This is a genomic window from Roseomonas sp. KE2513 (assembly GCF_016107305.1).
Lineage (GTDB): Bacteria > Pseudomonadota > Alphaproteobacteria > Acetobacterales > Acetobacteraceae > Roseomonas.
Window position 1 is genome coordinate 67,111 of record NZ_RCVR01000011.1, and the last position, 15,954, is coordinate 83,064.

A 15,954-nucleotide genomic window follows, 5' to 3' on the forward strand; every position below is an offset into this window, starting at 1 on the left:
GAAGCCCCCCGCGCGGTGGTCATGTACGGACGAGGGAGCAGCCGCCCTCGGCCATCGGGCGGAAGGCCTCCTCAACTGGGACGGTGCGGACGAGCTTGTAGTAGTCCCAGGGCCCCTTGCTCTCGGCCGGGGTCTTCACCTCGAAGAGGTAGGAGGGGTGTAGCTTGCGCCCGTCCTGGCGGATGGAGCCGGCACCGAAGGCGTCGTCCTCGGTCGGCATGGCCTTCATCCGCACCACCGTCTCGGCGCCGCTGGCCTTGGCCTTCTCCACGCCCATGTCGGCCACGGCCTTCAGGTAGTGCAGCGCGGCGCTGTAGCAGCCGGCCTGCCACATGGTCGGCATGGCCCCGCCCATGTCGCCCTTCACCTTGTTGGCCAGGCGCCGGGTGCGGTCGTTGAGGTCCCAGTAGTAGGTCTCGGAGAGCGAGAGGCCCTGGGCGGTCTGCAGCCCGAGGCTGTGCACGTCGCTCGCGATCATCAGCAGCACGGCCAGCTTCTGGCGCCGCGTCAGCCCGAACTCCGCCGCCTGCTTCACGCAGTTGATCGTGTCCACGCCCGCATTCGCCAGCCCCACCACCTTCGCGCGCGACTGCTGCGCCTGGAGGAGGAAGGATGAGAAGTCGGTGGTGCCCGGGAAGGGGTGCTTCACGGAGCCGAGCACGCGCCCGCCCTGCTTGTTGATCAGTCCCGTCGTGTCGCGCTCCAGCGCGTGGCCGAAGGCGTAGTCCGCGGTGATGAAGAACCAGGTATCCCCGCCAGCCTTCACCATCGCGCCGCCGGTGGAGTTCGCCAGCATCCAGGTGTCGTAGGTCCAATGGATGGTGTTCGGGTTGCAGGCCGAGCCCGTCAGGTCCGCCGTCGCGCCGGTGGAGTTCAGCATGATGCTGTTCTTCTCCTTCACCACGCCGTGGACGGCGAGCGCGCAGGAGGAGGTGGCGACGTCGATGATGACGTTCACGCCGTCCCGGTCGATCCACTGCCGGGCGATGGTGGAGGCGAGGTCGGGCTTGTTCTGGTGGTCGCCCTGCAGCACCTCGACATTGATGCCGCGGCCGGTCACGCCGCTGTCCTGCACCGCCTGCCGCACGCAGGTGACGGAACCCGGGCCGCAGCCGTCGCGGTAGGTGCCGGACATATCCGTCAGCACGCCGATCTTGACCGTGTTGTTCGCCTGGGCGCGGGCGCTGCGGAAGGGCATCGCGCCGAGGATGGGCAGGGCTGCGGCGCCACCCAGGATGGCGCGGCGGTCGAGGGTCATTCTCTTCTGTCTCCCGGTTTGGATTCTTGGTCTTTAGACTCCGAGATAGGCGTGCAGCCGGTCCAGGCTGCTTGCCATCTCGTGGTTGGCCACCGCGTCCACCACACGCCCGTGCTCCATCACGTAGTGACGGTCGGCGACGGTCTGGGCGAAGCGGAAGTTCTGCTCGACGAGCAGCACGGTGAAGCCGCGCTGCTTGATCTCGCGGATCATGGCGCCGATCTGCTGCACGATGACGGGGGCCAGGCCCTCCGTGGGCTCATCCAGCAGCAGCAGCGGCGCGCCGGTGCGAAGGATGCGGGCGATGGCCAACATCTGCTGCTCGCCGCCCGAGAGCTTCGTGCCAGGGCTGTTCGCCCTCTCCTTCAGGTTTGGGAAGAGCTGGTGGATGGTCGGCACGTCCAGCCCGCCGTCCCGCACCTTGGGCGGCAGCATGAGGTTCTCAGTGACGTTGAGGCTCGCGAAGATCCCCCGCTCCTCCGGGCAGTAGCCGATGCCGGCGCGCCCGATCGCGTCCGGGCTCATCCGGATGGTCTCGCGCCCCTCGAACATGACCGAGCCCGTGCGGCGGCCGGTGAGGCCCATGATGGCCCGCAGCGTACTCGTCTTGCCCGCGCCGTTGCGCCCCAGCAGCGTCACGACCTCTCCGGGCCGGATGTCGATGGAGACGCCGTGCAGCACGTGGCTCTCGCCGTACCAGGCCTGCAGGTCGCGGATCGCCAGCAGCGCGTCGGTCTTGGTGGGCGGCAGCGCGTCAGGCATGGGCGGCCTCCGCGGCGCCGGAGATGCCGGGATCGGTGCCGAGATAGGCGGCGATCACCTCGGGGTTGCGCGAGACCTGCGCGTAGGGCCCCTCCGCCAGCACGCGCCCGCGCGTCAGCACGGTGATGGCGTCGCAGAGGCCCTCCACCACCTTTAGGTTGTGCTCCACCATCAGCACCGTCCGCCCCTGGGCGACGCGGCGCACCAGCGCCACGATCCTGTCCACGTCCTCATGCGTCATGCCGGCCGTCGGCTCGTCCAGCAGCATCAGCGTGGGGTCGAGCGCGAGGGTCGTCGCGATCTCCAGCGCCCGCTTGCGGCCATAGGGCAGCGTGCCCGCGGCCGCTTCGGCATAGGTGGTCAGGCCGACATCGGCCAGCAGCTCGCGCGCGCGGTCGTCATAGCGGCGCAGCACGGCGTCGCTCCGCCAAAAGTCGAAGGAGCCGCCGCGCTGGCGCTGCAGCGCCACCCGCACGTTCTCCAGCACGGTGAGGTGCGGGAAGACCGCCGAGATCTGGAAGGAGCGCACGAGGCCGAGCCGCGCGACCTCCGCCGGCTTCATCCGCGTGATCTCCCGCCCATCGTAGCGGATGGTGCCGCGGCTAGGCTGGAGGAACTTCGTCAGGAGATTGAAGCAGGTCGTCTTGCCGGCCCCGTTCGGGCCGATCAGCCCGTGGATGGTGCCGCGCCGGATGCGCAGGGAAACATCGGAGACCGCGACGAAACCGCGGAACTCCTTGGTCAGCCCTTCCGTCTCCAGGATGTAGTCCTGCACCCGGCCTTCCCCTCCCAATTCGCCGTCTGTTGCGGCGTAGGAAAGCATGACTGCGCCGACGATTCGGCGCAAGCGCTTAGCGGAACGGCCCTGGCGGCCGGGTCAGCCCGGCGCTTCGCCAACCTCCTGGCGCGCCGTCCGGCCGGGAAGCGCCTGCGCCGCCATCGGCGCCTGCCTGGAGCCGCGGCGCTGTGCGGTCGCCCGGCCCTGCCTGTTCCCCTGACCCGCACCCTGCGAACCTGCGCGGTCCTGGTCCATGCGGCGCACGGCGGCGGCGAATTCGGGCGTATAGACGCTGTAGTCCATGTTGAGGCCCGGCGTCGTGTTGGCGGCGCCGATCCCGCTCCGCAGCGAGGTGCCGAGCGCGGTCGTCTGCAAGGCCGGGCTGGGCAGGGAGCCGTAGCGCGCGGAGCCTGGCCAGATCTCCATCACCTTGCGCGCATAGGCGACGCCGATGTCCGCGGTGCGAGAATGGTAGCCGGCAGCCGCCATAGGCCAACTGCCGGTCGCGCGGCGCAGGTCCGTCAGGAAGCGTGCGGCATAGGCCGTATTCGTCTGCGGGTCGAAGGCGCTGTCGAGCGAGGCGAAGGCCGCCGCGTGGTGCATGAGGTTGATCTGCGCGCAGCCAACATCGATGGAGCGGATGCCGCGCGCCTGGAAGGTCTGCACGGCGGCGATCGCCTGCTCCTTGCTCTCGTAGAAATAGCCGGTGCCGCCGACATTGATCGCCCAGGGCCAGGGTACCGCCCGCCCTGTCGCCGGGTCCACCCGCCCGCTCTCCACATAGGCGATGCTGCGCAGGAGGTGCTGCGGAAGGTTGTTGGCGCGCTCCGCGGCGGCGATGGCGGGCAGGCAGAGATCGCCGTTCGAGGGCGGCGGACCGGCCGGCCGGTCCGCCCTGGCGAGGGCGGGGAGCAGCAGCAGGACGGTGGCGATCGCGGAGACGGCGCGGATGGCGGGCCTGCCCTCGGCACGCGCCGCGCGAAGGTTAAGGGGGAAGCGAAGTCGATGAGGCAACGGTCGTCCCTTCGGCCAAGGCCGGCCCTGGTAACAGTCGGCGTCGTCGGGAGACCAATCAAGTTAGGGTGGGGCGTGCCCGCGGAAGGCAGCGAAAGCCCGAAGGATTCGACTTCGTAGCGAAATTGGGCCTTGCCGGCAGCGCCGCTGGGGATGCGACGGTGAGATAGTGGTCGGAGCGGCGGGATTTGAACCCACGACCCCTTGTCCCCCAGACAAGTGCGCTACCAGGCTGCGCCACGCTCCGATGCGGCGGGGTCTAGCACCCGCCCGCCCGGCCCTCAACCCCGCCTGGGCCGTTTCCTGGCGGCGCACCGCACGCTCAACGGCCGCCCAGTGCCCGGAGGTCGCGCGCGATGGCCTCCAGCTCGTCAAGGCAGGCGCGCAGCTCGCCACCCTCCGGCACCTCCAGGCCCTCGGCGGCATAGCCGGCCTCCGCGGAGAGGTCCTCAGCGCCGGCCGCGGCCTCCACGCCCTCCAGCCCGCCTTCGCGCAGCAGGCGCTGGACGCCCTTGATCGTGTAGCCCTGGGTGTAGAGCAGATCGCCGATGCGGCGGAGAAGGCTGATATCCTCCGGCCGGTAGTAGCGGCGCCCCCCGCCGCGCTTCAGCGGCTTCAGCTGCGGGAACTTCGTCTCCCAGAAGCGCAGGACGTGCTGCGGGATGTGCAGGTCCTCCGCCACCTCGCTGATGGTGCGGAAGGCGGTCGGCGATTTGCGTGCGCGCGTCGGTGACTCCGCGCCGGACCCGTCGCCCATGCCGCCCTCGCTGACACCCCGCGGAGCGGCGGGGGTAATGCCGCCAAGCACGCTCATGCCGCTCATCGCACCTCTGCTCAATCCTCGCCCCGCGGCGGGGTTTCGCCGTTGATGCGAGCCTTCAGCACCTGGCTGGCGCGGAAGGACAGGACTCGGCGCGGGGTGATCGGCACCTCCACGCCCGTCTTCGGGTTCCGCCCGATCCGCTGGGCCTTCTGTCGCACGGAAAAGGTGCCGAATGCCGAAAGCTTCACGGGTTCGCCCGCCTCCAGTGTCGCGGACAGCCGGTTGAGCACATCTTCCAGGAGCGCCGCACTCTCATTTCTTGAGAGTCCGACCTGCATGTAGATTGCCTCGGCCAACTGCGCGCGGGTGATGGTGTTCACGTGTCCATACCCCCTCTCGCCCCGTCTTGCCGGGCTGAGGGATTGGACCGCTGGGGCGGGGCCCCGTCAATCGAGGCGGAACAAAAGTGTGGACTCTCGCACGCAGTGTTGCCGAAATGCCGTGGTGAGTCGCGGGGCCGCCAAGGGCTGGCGATGGTCTCAGAAGCGCGCCAGCGCCGCGCCCCAGGTAAGCCCGCCGCCGATCGCTTCCATCAGCACCAGGTCGCCCTTTCGGACGCGTCCGTCACGGGTAGCCTCGGCCAGTGCGAGGGGAATCGACGCGGCGGAGGTGTTCGCGTGGCGGTCGACCGTCACCACGACCCGTTCCGAGGGAAGGCCGAGCTTGCGGCCCATCGCGTCGATAATTCGCAGATTCGCCTGGTGCGGCACGAGCCACTGCACATCGGACTTATCGAGGTTGTTCGCAGCCAGGGCTTCGTCCACGGCGGAGGCGAGCTTTGAGACAGCGTGGCGGAAAACCTCCCGTCCGGCCATGCGAACCAGCCCGCCCTCAACCTGCAGGATGTCGCCGTGCCGCCCGTCCGAGTGCAGGTGGGTGGAGAGGACGCCTTGATCGCCAGCCTCCTCCGAAGCCCGCATCAGCACCGCCCCCGCGCCATCTCCGAAGAGCACGCAGGTGCCGCGGTCGGTCCAGTCGAGGATTCGCGTGAAGGCCTCCGCCCCCACGACGAGGGCGCTGCGGCAGGCGCCGGTGCGCAGCATCGAATCGGCCACGCCCACGGCGTAGATGAAGCCCGTGCAGGCCGCCGAGATGTCGAAAGCGAAGCCCTGGTGGATGCCAAGCTTCTCCTGCACCCGCGCCGCGGTGGAGGGAAAGGCCGAATCGGGGGTGGCCGTCGCCAGGATAACCGCATCCACCTCGGAGGCATCGGCACCGGCCTGGGCGAGTGCCTCGCGGCAGGCGGCGGCCCCCATGTCGGCCGTCGATTCGCCGGGCGCGGCAAGATGGCGGCGCCGAATGCCCGTGCGCTCGGTGATCCAGGCGTCGGAGGTGTCGAGGTTGAAGGCCGCGGCCAGCTCGTCGTTTGTCAGGCTGCGCGCCGGCAGGTAGCCGCCGGTGCCAACGATCACGGAACGGGTCATCAGCGCGCCACGGCCTGCGGGGCCTGGTCCAGCCCTTCCCCGCCGCCCGCCGCGCGCTGCCCGAGCAGCGCGACGCCGGTGCGGATGCGCTCGTTGAAGCCGTGCGTCACCATGTCCATCGCCACGTCCAGGGCATGAGCGAAACCGAGCGCGTCGGTGCCGCCATGGCTTTTCACCACCACGCCGTTCAGTCCGATCAGCACGGCGCCGTTGTAGCGCCGCGGGTCCATCCATTCGCGCAGCCGGTCCAGCGCCGGCCGCGCCAGCAGGTAGCCGAGCCGCGCGGGAATCGAGGAGTTGAAGACCTGGCGCAGCAGCGTGCCGACCAGCTTCAGCGCCCCCTCCCCCGTCTTGAGCGCCACGTTGCCCGTGAAGCCGTCCGTCACCACCACGTCCACCGTGCCCGCGGTGATGTCGTGCCCCTCCACGAAGCCGTGGAAGCCGGCGCCGATATGGCTCTCGCGCAGGATCTCCGCCGCCTGGCGGATGCGCTCGTCGCCCTTCAGCTCCTCCGAACCCACGTTCAGCAGGCCGATCGTGGGCGCGGTCAGGCCGAGCACGGCGCGGGCGAAGGCATCGCCCATCACCGCGAACTCCACGAGGTTGCGCACCTCGTAGGTGATGTTCGCCCCGAGATCGAGCAGCACCACATCACCGCGCGCCGAGGGGCCGATGGCCGCCAGCGCCGGCCGGTCGATCTCGGGCATGGTGCGGAGCACGATCTTGGCCAGCGCCATCAGCGCGCCGGTGTTGCCGGCGGAGATAACACCCTCCGCCTCCCCTGCCGCCACGGCGTCGATCGCCACGCGCATGGAGGCCCGCCGCAGGCGCAGCGCCGCGGTGGGTTTCATGTCGCCGGAAATCACGTCGGGCGCGTGCCGGACGGTGCAGATGGCCGCGGCCTTCGGACGGGTGGAAAGCCCCGCCCGCAGCCGCGCCTCATCGCCCACCAGCAGGAAGCGGACGGCGCGGTGCCGGTCCGCCGCCCGCTCGATCCCGTCGAGCACGACATCGGGCGCGTGGTCGCCCCCCATGGCATCAATGGCGAGCGAGTAGCGCTCCGCCTGGAGACCGCTCGAGGAGGAGGCGCCGGACGCGACCGCCCCGGGGCCGGACGTGCCCCGAATGCGGGCGCCCGAAACGGGTGCGCCGGCCGCGGGGGCCCCGGATGCAGCCACTTCCGGCGCTCCTTACGATCGCAGAGAGGAGGGCAAAGGCCGCTGCGCGCGCCGGATCAGGCGCGGACGGCGCCCTTCAGGGCCTTGCCGGCCGCAACGACCTCGCGGCCGTCGTAGAAGCCGCAGGAGACACAGACGTTGTGCGGACGGCGCAGCTCACCGCAGTTCGGGCAGTCGGCATGCGCCTCCCGCGGGAGGGCCTCATGGCTGCGACGCATGCCGCGGCGGGAGGGCGACACTTTTCTCTTCGGAACGGCCATCGGTGCCGGGCCTTTCTATGATGCTACACGTCGCGCGAAGGGACGGGATTCTCGGGAGGCGCGCGCCATACCACCCGGCCCCCCCGGGAGCAAGTCCAAGGAAAGCCCAAGCAAGTCGGCCCGGCGGTCAGCCAGGCTTCGGAATGCCGCGTAAAGCACGAAGCGCGTCGAAGGGCGAGGGCTTTCGATCCGCGGCCTCGGATGGCAGCTCTGCGCCCGGCGCCCTCGGATAGGGATCGAGCGAGAGGGAGAGGTCCTGAACCAGGGCCTCGCCGAGGTCGAAGGAGCCGTCGGCCTCAGCCTCAATCTCGTCCGGCCCGTCATCCAGCTCGTCGGAGGGCTCCTCGCCCGGCGGCAGCAGGCGCCAATCGATCGGCGCCTCCACCGTCTGCGGCACGGGCTCCAGCGTGACGACACATTCCTGCACCACCGCCGCGCGCAGCGTGCCCCGGGCACGGATCGCGCCGCCCGGCGCGGGTTGGAGGTCGATCTCGGCGGTCAGCGAATCCAGCCCGAGCAGCCCGAGCCGCCCGACCAACACCGCGCGCTCCTCCGGCGTCGCCTCAAGCCGCTCGTGCCGACCCTCGGGACCGACCGCGGCGGGGCGGAGGGGACGGAACATCTCGCGGGTCATGCCGGCACTCCCCACTCCACGCGCCCCTGCACAAATCCCTCGAAGGGCTGCGCGGCCAGGGCGCCGTCCAATGCCGCGGCATGCGCCGCCAGCCGCCCGGCCGCCCCCTCGGGCGCACCGTCAGGCCAAACGTTCCGGCTCAGCGCCGCTTCCAGCGCGGGAAGATCGCTGGCGGCCAGCGCGCTCTCATAAGCTAGGGCCCGGCCGTGGAAGGCCTCCCACATGCGCCGCACGCGCTTGCCAATGGACATATCGCCCACCCCCATCTCCCGGAGGTTGAGGTCCATGTCCGCGAACATCGCGTCGAACACCGCCTGGGCAAGCGCAGGGCCGCGCGGGTCGGGGTCGCGGTGCAGACGGCGCACCAGGAGAGCGGCATGAAGCGCGACGAGGTCGAAGCGCCCTTCCAGCGTGTCGGGCACAGCGTCCTCCCCGAAGAGGGCCGGGTCGCGCGCGGCTTCGACGGCCGCCGTGTAGAGGGTAAAGCCGGCCCGCTCGTGCGGGCGGCGCCGGAAGAGGCCGAACAGGGCCATGGGGTTTCTCGCGGTTCCATCCGTCGGCCCTCTCGGGCGCGCCGGCAAAGCCGCTCTGTTGACCGGGCGGCAGGGCGGTGGCAATCGAACCGGCGAGATGGCCCTCCCTCCCCGCCCCGTCAATCCGCCCTGCCCATTCCGCGCGATGTCGCCGCAGCGATCCGGGTCGGCTGGCTGGCGCGCGGCGCTCGCCCTCTCCGCCGCGCTCGCCGCCGCGCCGCTCGCCGGCTGCGGCGTCTTCTCCGCGCCGGAGCAGCTTCGCGGCAACCGCGCGGACGCCGAGCTTCTGCAGCAGCTCACCCCCGGCGTCTCCAGCAAGGCGGACGTGACGGCCGTGCTCGGCTCGCCCAGCGCCACCTCCACCTTCGACGACCGCGAGTGGTACTACATCAGCGCGATGAGCCACACGCGCCCGGCGCGGGTGCCGGCGATCGAGAACCAGCGCGTGGTGGTCGTGCGCTTCAACGACCAGGGCATCGTCGAGGGCATCGTCCAGAAGGGCGAGGACCAGATGCGCAACGTGTCGGCGGTGGAACGCACCACGCCGGTGCCTGGCAACGACCGCTCCCTGCTCCAGGCGCTCTTCGGCAATATTGGCCGGTTCGGACCGACCACGACGCAGGAAACGGTCCCCGGCGCCAACGCCGGCTCCGGCGCCCCGCCCCGCTGACGGGGCGGGGAAACCCGCCTCAGGCCGCGAAGCGCACCGGCCGCCGCATGATCCGGAGTAGCGCGAGGCCGAGCGCCGGCAGGACGAGGATGTTCAGCAGGTTCCACCCGCTGGCGGCGTGAAGCAGGCCGGAGCCGAAGGCGGTGCAGGCCACGGTGCCGAAGACGATGAAGTCGTTGGCCGTCTGCGCCCGGACGCGTTCGGCAGGGGTGTGCGCCTCGGCCAGCAGGGTCGTGGCCCCCGTGAACATGAAGTTCCAGCCCACCCCGAGCGCCGCGAGCGCGAGGGTGAAGTGCAGGAAATCCTTCCCCAGCAGCGCCAGGCACACGCAGATCGCGTTGAGCACCACCCCCGCCACGATCACCGGGCGCGTGCCGAAGCGCGCGATCAGCCGCCCCGTCACGAAGCCCGGCGCGTACATCGAGATAGCGTGCGCCTGGATCACGGTGGCGCTCGCCGAGATGCCGAAGCCGCAGAGCATCATCTCGAGCGGCGTCGAGGTCATCAGCAGGTTCATCGTGCCGTAGGCCACGGCGCCGGTCAGCGCCGCCGTCAGGAAGGCGGGCCGGGCGACGATCTCCATCACTGGCGTGGCGACCGTCGCCCGCGGCGGTGCAGGCGGCAGGGCGATCTGCGTCAGCAGCGCCATGCAGGCGAGCGGCATGAGCGCGAGGATGAGGTAGGTGCCGAGGAAGAGCGCGGGCGCGAAGAGGTCCCGCGTGTGCTTAACCAGCTCCGGCCCGAGGGCCGCCGCGATCACGCCGCCGGCCATGACGAGGGAGATCGCGCGCGGCCGGTAGTCCGGTGAGGCCACCTCGGCCGCCGCGAAGCGGTAGTGCTGGGCGATGCCGAAGCCCATCCCCGCCGGGATGGCGCCGAGGCAGTAGAGTGGGAAGCTCCCCTGCCAGACCCCGAAAGCGAAGACGAGACTGCCGAGAAGGCTGCCCGCCGCCCCCAGGATGAAGCCGGGCCGCCGCCCGAGCCGGGCGAAGACCATGCCGGCGGGGATGGAGGCTGTCATGGTCGCCAGCATCTGGAGGGCCATGGGCAGGGTCGCGAGCGCCTTGTTCTCCGCCAGGCTGTAGCCGATCAGCGCGCCCATGGTGGCCTGGCCGACGACAGCGGAGTTCATCAGCGCCTGGCAGAGGAAAAGGAGCCGGACGTTGCGCCGCATCGCCGTCTGGGCCGGAAGGTCCATGGTCGTCGCTGACATCAGAAGTGGCTCCATCCCCCCTGCGCGGGGGTAAGGGTCCCTCCGTCGCGGCCAAGCAGCGTGACCTCCGCCGCTCCTTCCGTGAAGCGTCCGATCCGCGTAACGGCCGTGCCGGCGACGCGGGACGCCTCGTGGACACGCGCCGCATCCTCGGGGGCGGCAGCGAAAAGCAGCTCGTAGTCGTCACCCCCGGTGGCCAGGCGGGGGAGCCAGGAGGGATCCCTCTCCACCGCCGCCGCGGCCGAGGGCGAGAGCGGCAGGGCCGCCAACTCCAGCACGGCCCCGACCTGGCCGGCCCGGCAGAGATGCCCGAGGTCCTGCGCCAGCCCGTCCGACACGTCCATCGCCGCCCGTGCCAACCCGCGCAGGGCGATACCCAAGGCGAGGCGCGGTTCCGGCAGCCGGTAGCGGCGGGCGAGGTGCGGATCGGCCGGGAGCCGCCGCTGGAGCACCGCGAGGCCGAGCGCGCCGTCGCCGATCGTGCCGGAAACCCAGAGGTCATCCCCTGGCCGCGCCCCGGCCCGGCGCAGCGCCCTCTCGGGCGGCACGGTGCCGATGATCGTCAGCGACAGGCAGGCAGGCCCAGGAATGGAAACGGTATCCCCGCCGAGCACCTGAAGGCCGAAATCTCGCTGGTCCTGCGCCAACCCGGCGGCAAACCCCTCCAGCCATTCGGCGGAGGTGCCGCGCGGCAGGGCCGTGGTCATGAGATAGGCGAGCGGCTCCGCCCCCATGGCCGCGAGATCGGAGAGGTTCACCCGCAGCAGCTTCCGACCGATAGTCTCCGGCGGGTCTTCGGGCAGGTAGTGCACGCCCTCCACCATGGCGTCGGCCGCGAGCACGAGCTGCTGGCCCGGCGGAGGCGAGAGGAGGGCGGCGTCGTCCGACAGGTCCAGCGCCCCCTCCCCCGCGAGCGGCCGGAAGTGCCGCGCGATGAGCGCGAACTCGGGAGGAAGGGCCACGGGAGGCGTCAGGCGCGGGGCTGGAACTCGTTCCCACGCATCTGGCGGGCGAGCGCGTCGAGCACGCCATTGGCGAAGCGCGGCTCCTCGGCGTCGAAGAAGCCGTGGGCGATGTCCATATACTCGTTGATCACGACCTTGGCCGGCGTGTCGTTGGCGCCGCCCCAGAGCTCGGAGGCGGCCGCCCGGAGAAGGGCGCGCAGCACCGGGTCCAGCCGCTCCAACGTCCAGTTGCCCGAGAGATGGGCGGAGATCGCGGCGTCGATCGTCTCGGAATCCTTGGCCGCGCCGCGGACGATGCGGCTGAACAGCGGCACGTCCGCCTGCGGCACGCGCCCGTCCTCGAAGCCATCCTCAGAACCGAGAGTGCCGATGCGGTGGCGCACGAACTGGTCAATGACCGTTTCCGCGCTTTCCCCTCCGGCCTCGGACTGGAAGAGGGCCTGCACGGCGGCCACGCGGGCGCCGGTCCGCGGCCGGCCCGGGTTGGGGCGCGGGCGGCGCGGGGCGGTGGTCTTCGGGGCCTGGGTCATTCGGCCACCTCCGTGAACTTTCGGGCGAGGGCGATCTGGCCGATCACGGCATTCGCTGCCTCCACCCCCTTGTTGTGCCGATCCGGCGAGGAGCGGGCGATGGCCTGCTGGATGCTGTGCACCGTGAGCAGACCGAAGCCGATGGGCGCCCGGGTAGCGACCGAGATGTCCATCACGCCCCGGCAGGCCTCCCGGCAGATGTGGTCGTAGTGGTCGGTCTCGCCCTTCACCACGCAGCCGAAGACGAGATAGCCGTCATGCCCGCCCGCCTGGATCGCCATGGAGAGTGCCGCCGGCAGCTCGAAGGCGCCGGCCACGTCCACCACCTCGGCCTCGGCGCCGATACCCGCGAGGACCGCCATCGCGCCGTCCACCATGCCGCCGACGACATCAGCGTAGTAGGGCGCCTGGATCACGAGCACGCGCGGCGGCGGCCCCGCCAACTCGGGAGGGGCGCGGAGCGGGGCGTCGATGGTGCTCAAGGGGCGTCTCCGATCGGGCGGGTGTCGTGCAGGGTGATGCCGTAGCCCTCGAGGCCGACAATGGGACGGGGGTGGTTAGAGAGAAGGATCATTTCGCGTACCCCGAGGTCGGCGAGGATCTGCGCGCCGATGCCGTAGTCGCGCAGCTCCGGTGAGACCTTCTCCCGCCCCGCGCGCACGCGCTCCGAAAGCGCGGTGGGCTTCACGTCCCGGATGAGGACGACGACGCCCCTGCCCTCGCGCGCGATCTCGTCCATCGCGTGGTGCAGGTCCTTGGGGCCGTGCCGGCCGGTGATGTCGGAGAGAAGGTTCACGGCGTGCATGCGCACCGGCACCGGGCCAGGGCGGGAGATGTCACCCTTCACCAGGGCGACGTGCTCCCCGTACTCGAGGTTGTTGGCATAGATCACGATCCGCCAGGGCCCGCCCGGCGCATCCTCCAGCGTGCCCTCCTCCACGCGCCGGATCAGGCGCTCGGTCCGACGGCGATGGGCGATCAGGTCGGCGATGGTGCCGAGCTTGAGCCCGTGGTGCTGGGCGAAGGCGACGAGGTCCGGCATCCGGGCCATCGTGCCGTCGTCGTTCATGATCTCGCAGATCACGCCCGCGGGGTTCAGGCCGGCCAGGCGCGCGAAATCCACCGCGGCTTCGGTATGGCCGGCGCGGACCAGCACGCCCCCCTCCCGCGCGACGAGCGGAAAGACGTGGCCGGGGGTGACGATGTGCTCGCGGTTCAGTTCGGGGTTGATCGCCACCGCCACCGTGCGCGCCCGGTCGGCCGCCGAGATGCCCGTGGTGACGCCGTCCCGCGCCTCGATGGAGACGGTGAAGTTCGTCTGGTGCCGCGTGCCGTTGCTCTGCGCCATCAGCGGCAGGCCGAGCTGCTCCACCCGGTTGCGGGTCATGGCCAGGCAGATCAGGCCACGGGCGAAACGGGCCATGAAATTGATCGCGTCCGGCGTCGCGAACTGCGCGGGGATCACCAGGTCGCCCTCGTTCTCCCGGTCCTCGTCGTCCACCAGGACGAACATGCGGCCGCGCCGTGCCTCCTCCAGCAGCTCATCGGTCGGGGAGATGAAGTCGGCGAAGGTGGTGGTGGTCCGGACGGTCATGCGGCCGCGCCCCCGATCTGAGCATCAAACTGCCTGAGCCGGGCGACGTAGCGCGCCAGCATGTCGATCTCGATGTTCACCCGCCCGCCCGGACGCAGCGCGCCCAGCGCCGTGACCTCTGTGGTGTGGGGGATGAGGTTCACCCCGAAGGTGTCGCCCTCGGCCGCGTTCACGGTCAGCGACACGCCATCCACGGTAATGCTGCCCTTCTCCGCCACGAAGCGAGCGAGGCCGGGTGGCAGGCGGAAGAGCCAGCGGTGCGATCCGTTCTCCGGCGTGACCGAGAGGATCTCGGCGACGCCATCCACATGGCCGGAGACGACGTGCCCGCCCATCTCGTCGCCCATGCGTAGGGAACGCTCGAGGTTGATCCGCGTCCCCTCCGCCCAGGCGCCGAGCGTGGTGCGGGAAAGGCTCTCGGCGGAGATCTCCACCTCGAAAAGGTCCTCGGCGAGGGTCACGACCGTCAGGCAGCAGCCGGAGCAGCAGATGGAGGCGCCGATAGCCACGCCCTCCAGCCAGCCGGGCGGCGTGGCGATGGCGACGCGCATGTCCTGGCCCGCCCCGATGGGGGTCAGGCGTCGGATCGTGCCGATGGCGGTGACGATGCCGGTGAACACGGGAGCGGTTCCGTTCTATCGGAAGGGGGCCTGGGGCCCGCCGGGGAAGGCTGTGGTCGGGACCAGGGGATGGCGCGGGGGGCGCCCGATGACAAGGGGCAAGGGGCGCGGGTCAGTCCGGCGCAAGCTTCGCTGGAATTACATCGGCCTCAACCAGCCAGCAGTCGCCGGCGGGTCGGCGGGCGGTCACGGACAGGCGCGGCATCTGTGCGAGGCGTTCCACCCCAAGGGCTTCCAGGCCCGACCGGCCATCGCCGCCCATCAGCGCGGGCGCGGTGAACCAGGCCAGACGGTCCACCAGCCCGGCCCGCAGCAGGGAGGCGCCGAGCCGCGCGCCGCCCTCCACCATGAGCCGGGTGATGCCCTTGGCCGCCAGGGCGCGCAGCAGGGCGGCCGGGTCCAGCCCGCCGCCGGGCGCGGGGGGCACGTCGATCAGCTCGGCGCCCCGCTGTTCTAGCGCGGCCATGGCGGCGCGGTCGCCACCGGGCGCGGTCGCGATCCAGGCGGGGGCCTCGCTGTTGAACAGCCGGGCGGCGAGCGGGGTGCGCAGGCGCGCATCGGCCACCACGCGCACCGTGGGAAGGGCGGCGTAACCCGGCAGGCGGCAGGTCAGCTCAGGGTCGTCCGCGAGGAGGGTGCCGCTGCCGGCCATGACGGCGTCGTGCGCGCCGCGCAGGGCATGGGCAAGTCGCCGCGCCTCGGGGCCGGTGATCCACTGACTCTCGCCCGTGCGGGTCGCGATGCGGCCGTCCAACGTGGTGGCGAGCTTGAGCGTCACCATCGGCAGCCCCTGGGAGAGGCGCTTGACGAAGCCCGCGTTCACGCGCCGGGCCTCTTCCTCCAGTAGCCCGACCGCGACCTCGATGCCGGCGTCCCGCAGCCGCTGCAGCCCCTCCCCGTCCACCCGCGGGTCAGGATCGCGCAGCGCCACCACCACGCGGGCGATGCCGGAGGCGATCAGCGCGTCGGTGCAGGGTGGCGTGCGGCCCCAGTGGCAGCAGGGCTCGAGGGTAACATAGGCCGTGGCTCCCCGCGTGTGCCCGGCGGCGGCGCGGATCGCCTCGGTTTCGGCATGGGGGCGGCCGCCCGGCCGGGTATGGCCACGCCCCACGACCCGCCCATCCCGGACGATGACGCAGCCGACGGAGGGATTGGGCCAGGTGCTCCCCAGGCCTCTCGCCGCCAGCGCGAGGGCCGCCCGCATATGCTGCTCATCAGACACGAGCCGGATGTGCGCGCGGGATCAGGAGTTGTCCAGGGAGCCAAGGAAGGCGTGGAAGTCCTTCGCGTCCCGGAAGTTCTCGTAGACGCTGGCAAAACGCACGTAGGCGACGGGATCGAGCTCCCGCAGGACCTCCATCACGCGCTGGCCGATGGCCTTGGAGGTCAGCTCCTCCGCCCCCTCCGACTCCAGGCGGCGCTGGATGCCGGTGACGATCCTCTCCACCTGGTCCTCGTTCACGGGCCGCTTGCGGAGGGCGACGCGGATGGAGCGGGCAAGCTTCTCCCGGTCGAAGGCCACTCGGCGGCCATCGCTTTTCAGCACCGTCAGCTCCCGCAGCTGCACCCGCTCGAAGGTGGTGAAGCGGGCGCCGCAGGCGTTGCAGGAGCGGCGGCGGCGGATGCTCGCGCCGTCCTCGGCCGGACGGCTGTCCTTCACCTGCGTGTCCTCGGACTGGCAGAAAGGGCAGCGCATCC

Annotated in this window: 20 protein-coding genes and 1 tRNA gene; 1 reads left to right on the plus strand and 20 read right to left on the minus strand. The window is 71.1% G+C overall.

What is annotated here, in order from left to right; genetic code table 11:
• Positions 1-19: 19 nt before the first annotated feature.
• The 12 genes from D9599_RS13185 to D9599_RS13240 all read right to left on the minus strand — a co-directional run bounded on the left by D9599_RS13185 (position 20) and on the right by D9599_RS13240 (position 8,664).
• Positions 20-1,258, minus strand: coding sequence for an ABC transporter substrate-binding protein (locus D9599_RS13185; RefSeq protein ID WP_198381694.1), 1,239 nt, complete (start codon positions 1,256-1,258; stop codon positions 20-22).
• 33 nt (positions 1,259-1,291) lie between these two features.
• Positions 1,292-2,020, minus strand: coding sequence for an ABC transporter ATP-binding protein (locus tag D9599_RS13190; RefSeq protein WP_198381695.1), 729 nt, complete (start codon positions 2,018-2,020; stop codon positions 1,292-1,294).
• Entirely contained in the window at positions 2,013-2,795 is a 783-nt protein-coding gene (locus D9599_RS13195; RefSeq protein WP_309228619.1) for an ABC transporter ATP-binding protein, read from the minus strand. Before D9599_RS13195 ends, D9599_RS13190 begins: the two co-directional genes overlap by 8 nt.
• A 102-nt stretch (positions 2,796-2,897) precedes the next feature.
• Positions 2,898-3,812 carry a transglycosylase SLT domain-containing protein gene (locus D9599_RS13200; protein ID WP_198381697.1) on the minus strand — a complete coding sequence of 305 codons (915 nt, stop codon included), beginning with the start codon at positions 3,810-3,812 and terminating at the stop codon, positions 2,898-2,900.
• Positions 3,813-3,982: 170 nt separating this feature from the next.
• Positions 3,983-4,059 (minus strand) — tRNA-Pro (locus tag D9599_RS13205).
• A gap of 75 nt (positions 4,060-4,134) precedes the next feature.
• Positions 4,135-4,569 carry a MerR family transcriptional regulator gene (locus D9599_RS13210; RefSeq protein WP_198381791.1) on the minus strand — a complete coding sequence of 145 codons (435 nt, stop codon included), beginning with the start codon at positions 4,567-4,569 and terminating at the stop codon, positions 4,135-4,137.
• Between the two features lie 77 nt (positions 4,570-4,646).
• Positions 4,647-4,955, minus strand: a complete 309-nt coding sequence (locus D9599_RS13215; RefSeq protein WP_198381698.1) for an integration host factor subunit alpha — start codon at positions 4,953-4,955, stop codon at positions 4,647-4,649.
• A gap of 159 nt (positions 4,956-5,114) precedes the next feature.
• Positions 5,115-6,059: a beta-ketoacyl-ACP synthase III gene (locus tag D9599_RS13220; RefSeq protein ID WP_198381699.1), complete on the minus strand. Its 945-nt coding sequence runs from the start codon at positions 6,057-6,059 to the stop codon at positions 5,115-5,117.
• On the minus strand, positions 6,059-7,093 hold the full coding sequence (gene plsX / locus D9599_RS13225) for a phosphate acyltransferase PlsX (protein WP_232480478.1): 1,035 nt from the start codon (positions 7,091-7,093) through the stop codon (positions 6,059-6,061). The genes D9599_RS13220 and plsX overlap by 1 nt, the downstream gene beginning before the upstream one ends.
• A 200-nt stretch (positions 7,094-7,293) precedes the next feature.
• Entirely contained in the window at positions 7,294-7,497 is a 204-nt protein-coding gene (gene rpmF, locus D9599_RS13230) for a 50S ribosomal protein L32 (RefSeq protein WP_043831083.1), read from the minus strand.
• Positions 7,498-7,624: 127 nt separating this feature from the next.
• Positions 7,625-8,131, minus strand: a complete 507-nt coding sequence (locus tag D9599_RS13235) for a DUF177 domain-containing protein (protein WP_198381700.1) — start codon at positions 8,129-8,131, stop codon at positions 7,625-7,627.
• Positions 8,128-8,664, minus strand: coding sequence for a ubiquinol-cytochrome C chaperone family protein (locus D9599_RS13240; RefSeq protein ID WP_198381701.1), 537 nt, complete (start codon positions 8,662-8,664; stop codon positions 8,128-8,130). Before D9599_RS13240 ends, D9599_RS13235 begins: the two co-directional genes overlap by 4 nt.
• 97 nt (positions 8,665-8,761) lie before the next feature.
• Between D9599_RS13240 and D9599_RS13245 the strand changes: the two genes are divergently transcribed.
• The gene (locus tag D9599_RS13245) at positions 8,762-9,334 is read left to right on the plus strand and encodes an outer membrane protein assembly factor BamE (RefSeq protein WP_232480466.1); all 573 of its coding nucleotides are present in this window, start codon (positions 8,762-8,764) and stop codon (positions 9,332-9,334) included.
• A gap of 19 nt (positions 9,335-9,353) precedes the next feature.
• Here the strand turns inward: D9599_RS13245 and D9599_RS13250 are convergent, their stop codons facing one another.
• From D9599_RS13250 to nrdR, 8 genes are all read right to left on the minus strand, one after another.
• The gene (locus D9599_RS13250) at positions 9,354-10,547 is read right to left on the minus strand and encodes an MFS transporter (protein ID WP_198381702.1); all 1,194 of its coding nucleotides are present in this window, start codon (positions 10,545-10,547) and stop codon (positions 9,354-9,356) included.
• The gene (thiL, locus tag D9599_RS13255) at positions 10,547-11,509 is read right to left on the minus strand and encodes a thiamine-phosphate kinase (RefSeq protein WP_198381703.1); all 963 of its coding nucleotides are present in this window, start codon (positions 11,507-11,509) and stop codon (positions 10,547-10,549) included. Before thiL ends, D9599_RS13250 begins: the two co-directional genes overlap by 1 nt.
• A gap of 8 nt (positions 11,510-11,517) precedes the next feature.
• Complete coding sequence (nusB, locus tag D9599_RS13260; protein ID WP_198381704.1) at positions 11,518-12,042, minus strand: transcription antitermination factor NusB; 525 nt, start codon at positions 12,040-12,042, stop codon at positions 11,518-11,520.
• The gene (gene ribH / locus D9599_RS13265; RefSeq protein ID WP_198381705.1) at positions 12,039-12,524 is read right to left on the minus strand and encodes a 6,7-dimethyl-8-ribityllumazine synthase; all 486 of its coding nucleotides are present in this window, start codon (positions 12,522-12,524) and stop codon (positions 12,039-12,041) included. The genes nusB and ribH overlap by 4 nt, the downstream gene beginning before the upstream one ends.
• Positions 12,521-13,636: a 3,4-dihydroxy-2-butanone-4-phosphate synthase gene (gene ribB, locus D9599_RS13270; RefSeq protein WP_198381706.1), complete on the minus strand. Its 1,116-nt coding sequence runs from the start codon at positions 13,634-13,636 to the stop codon at positions 12,521-12,523. The genes ribH and ribB overlap by 4 nt, the downstream gene beginning before the upstream one ends.
• Positions 13,633-14,256, minus strand: a complete 624-nt coding sequence (locus D9599_RS13275) for a riboflavin synthase (protein ID WP_198381707.1) — start codon at positions 14,254-14,256, stop codon at positions 13,633-13,635. Before D9599_RS13275 ends, ribB begins: the two co-directional genes overlap by 4 nt.
• Positions 14,257-14,368: 112 nt before the next feature.
• Complete coding sequence (ribD, locus tag D9599_RS13280; RefSeq protein WP_375373049.1) at positions 14,369-15,478, minus strand: bifunctional diaminohydroxyphosphoribosylaminopyrimidine deaminase/5-amino-6-(5-phosphoribosylamino)uracil reductase RibD; 1,110 nt, start codon at positions 15,476-15,478, stop codon at positions 14,369-14,371.
• 21 nt (positions 15,479-15,499) lie between these two features.
• On the minus strand, positions 15,500-15,952 hold the full coding sequence (gene nrdR / locus D9599_RS13285) for a transcriptional regulator NrdR (protein ID WP_198381709.1): 453 nt from the start codon (positions 15,950-15,952) through the stop codon (positions 15,500-15,502).
• Between the last annotated feature and the right edge of the window lie 2 nt (positions 15,953-15,954).

Excerpts from the sequence above, each read along its gene's own strand:
- D9599_RS13185 (WP_198381694.1), bottom strand. The coding sequence starts at position 1,258 with ATGACCCTCGACCGCCGCGCCATCCTGGGTGGCGCCGCAGCCCTGCCC.
- D9599_RS13190 (WP_198381695.1), bottom strand. The coding sequence starts at position 2,020 with ATGCCTGACGCGCTGCCGCCCACCAAGACCGACGCGCTGCTGGCGATC.
- D9599_RS13210 (WP_198381791.1), bottom strand. The coding sequence starts at position 4,569 with ATGGGCGACGGGTCCGGCGCGGAGTCACCGACGCGCGCACGCAAATCG.
- D9599_RS13220 (WP_198381699.1), bottom strand. The coding sequence starts at position 6,059 with ATGACCCGTTCCGTGATCGTTGGCACCGGCGGCTACCTGCCGGCGCGC.
- plsX (WP_232480478.1), bottom strand. The coding sequence starts at position 7,093 with ATGGGGGGCGACCACGCGCCCGATGTCGTGCTCGACGGGATCGAGCGG.
- rpmF (WP_043831083.1), bottom strand. The coding sequence starts at position 7,497 with ATGGCCGTTCCGAAGAGAAAAGTGTCGCCCTCCCGCCGCGGCATGCGT.
- D9599_RS13235 (WP_198381700.1), bottom strand. The coding sequence starts at position 8,131 with ATGACCCGCGAGATGTTCCGTCCCCTCCGCCCCGCCGCGGTCGGTCCC.
- D9599_RS13240 (WP_198381701.1), bottom strand. The coding sequence starts at position 8,664 with ATGGCCCTGTTCGGCCTCTTCCGGCGCCGCCCGCACGAGCGGGCCGGC.
- D9599_RS13245 (WP_232480466.1), top strand. The coding sequence starts at position 8,762 with ATGGCCCTCCCTCCCCGCCCCGTCAATCCGCCCTGCCCATTCCGCGCG.
- D9599_RS13250 (WP_198381702.1), bottom strand. The coding sequence starts at position 10,547 with ATGTCAGCGACGACCATGGACCTTCCGGCCCAGACGGCGATGCGGCGC.
- nusB (WP_198381704.1), bottom strand. The coding sequence starts at position 12,042 with ATGACCCAGGCCCCGAAGACCACCGCCCCGCGCCGCCCGCGCCCCAAC.
- ribB (WP_198381706.1), bottom strand. The coding sequence starts at position 13,636 with ATGACCGTCCGGACCACCACCACCTTCGCCGACTTCATCTCCCCGACC.
- nrdR (WP_198381709.1), bottom strand. The coding sequence starts at position 15,952 with ATGCGCTGCCCTTTCTGCCAGTCCGAGGACACGCAGGTGAAGGACAGC.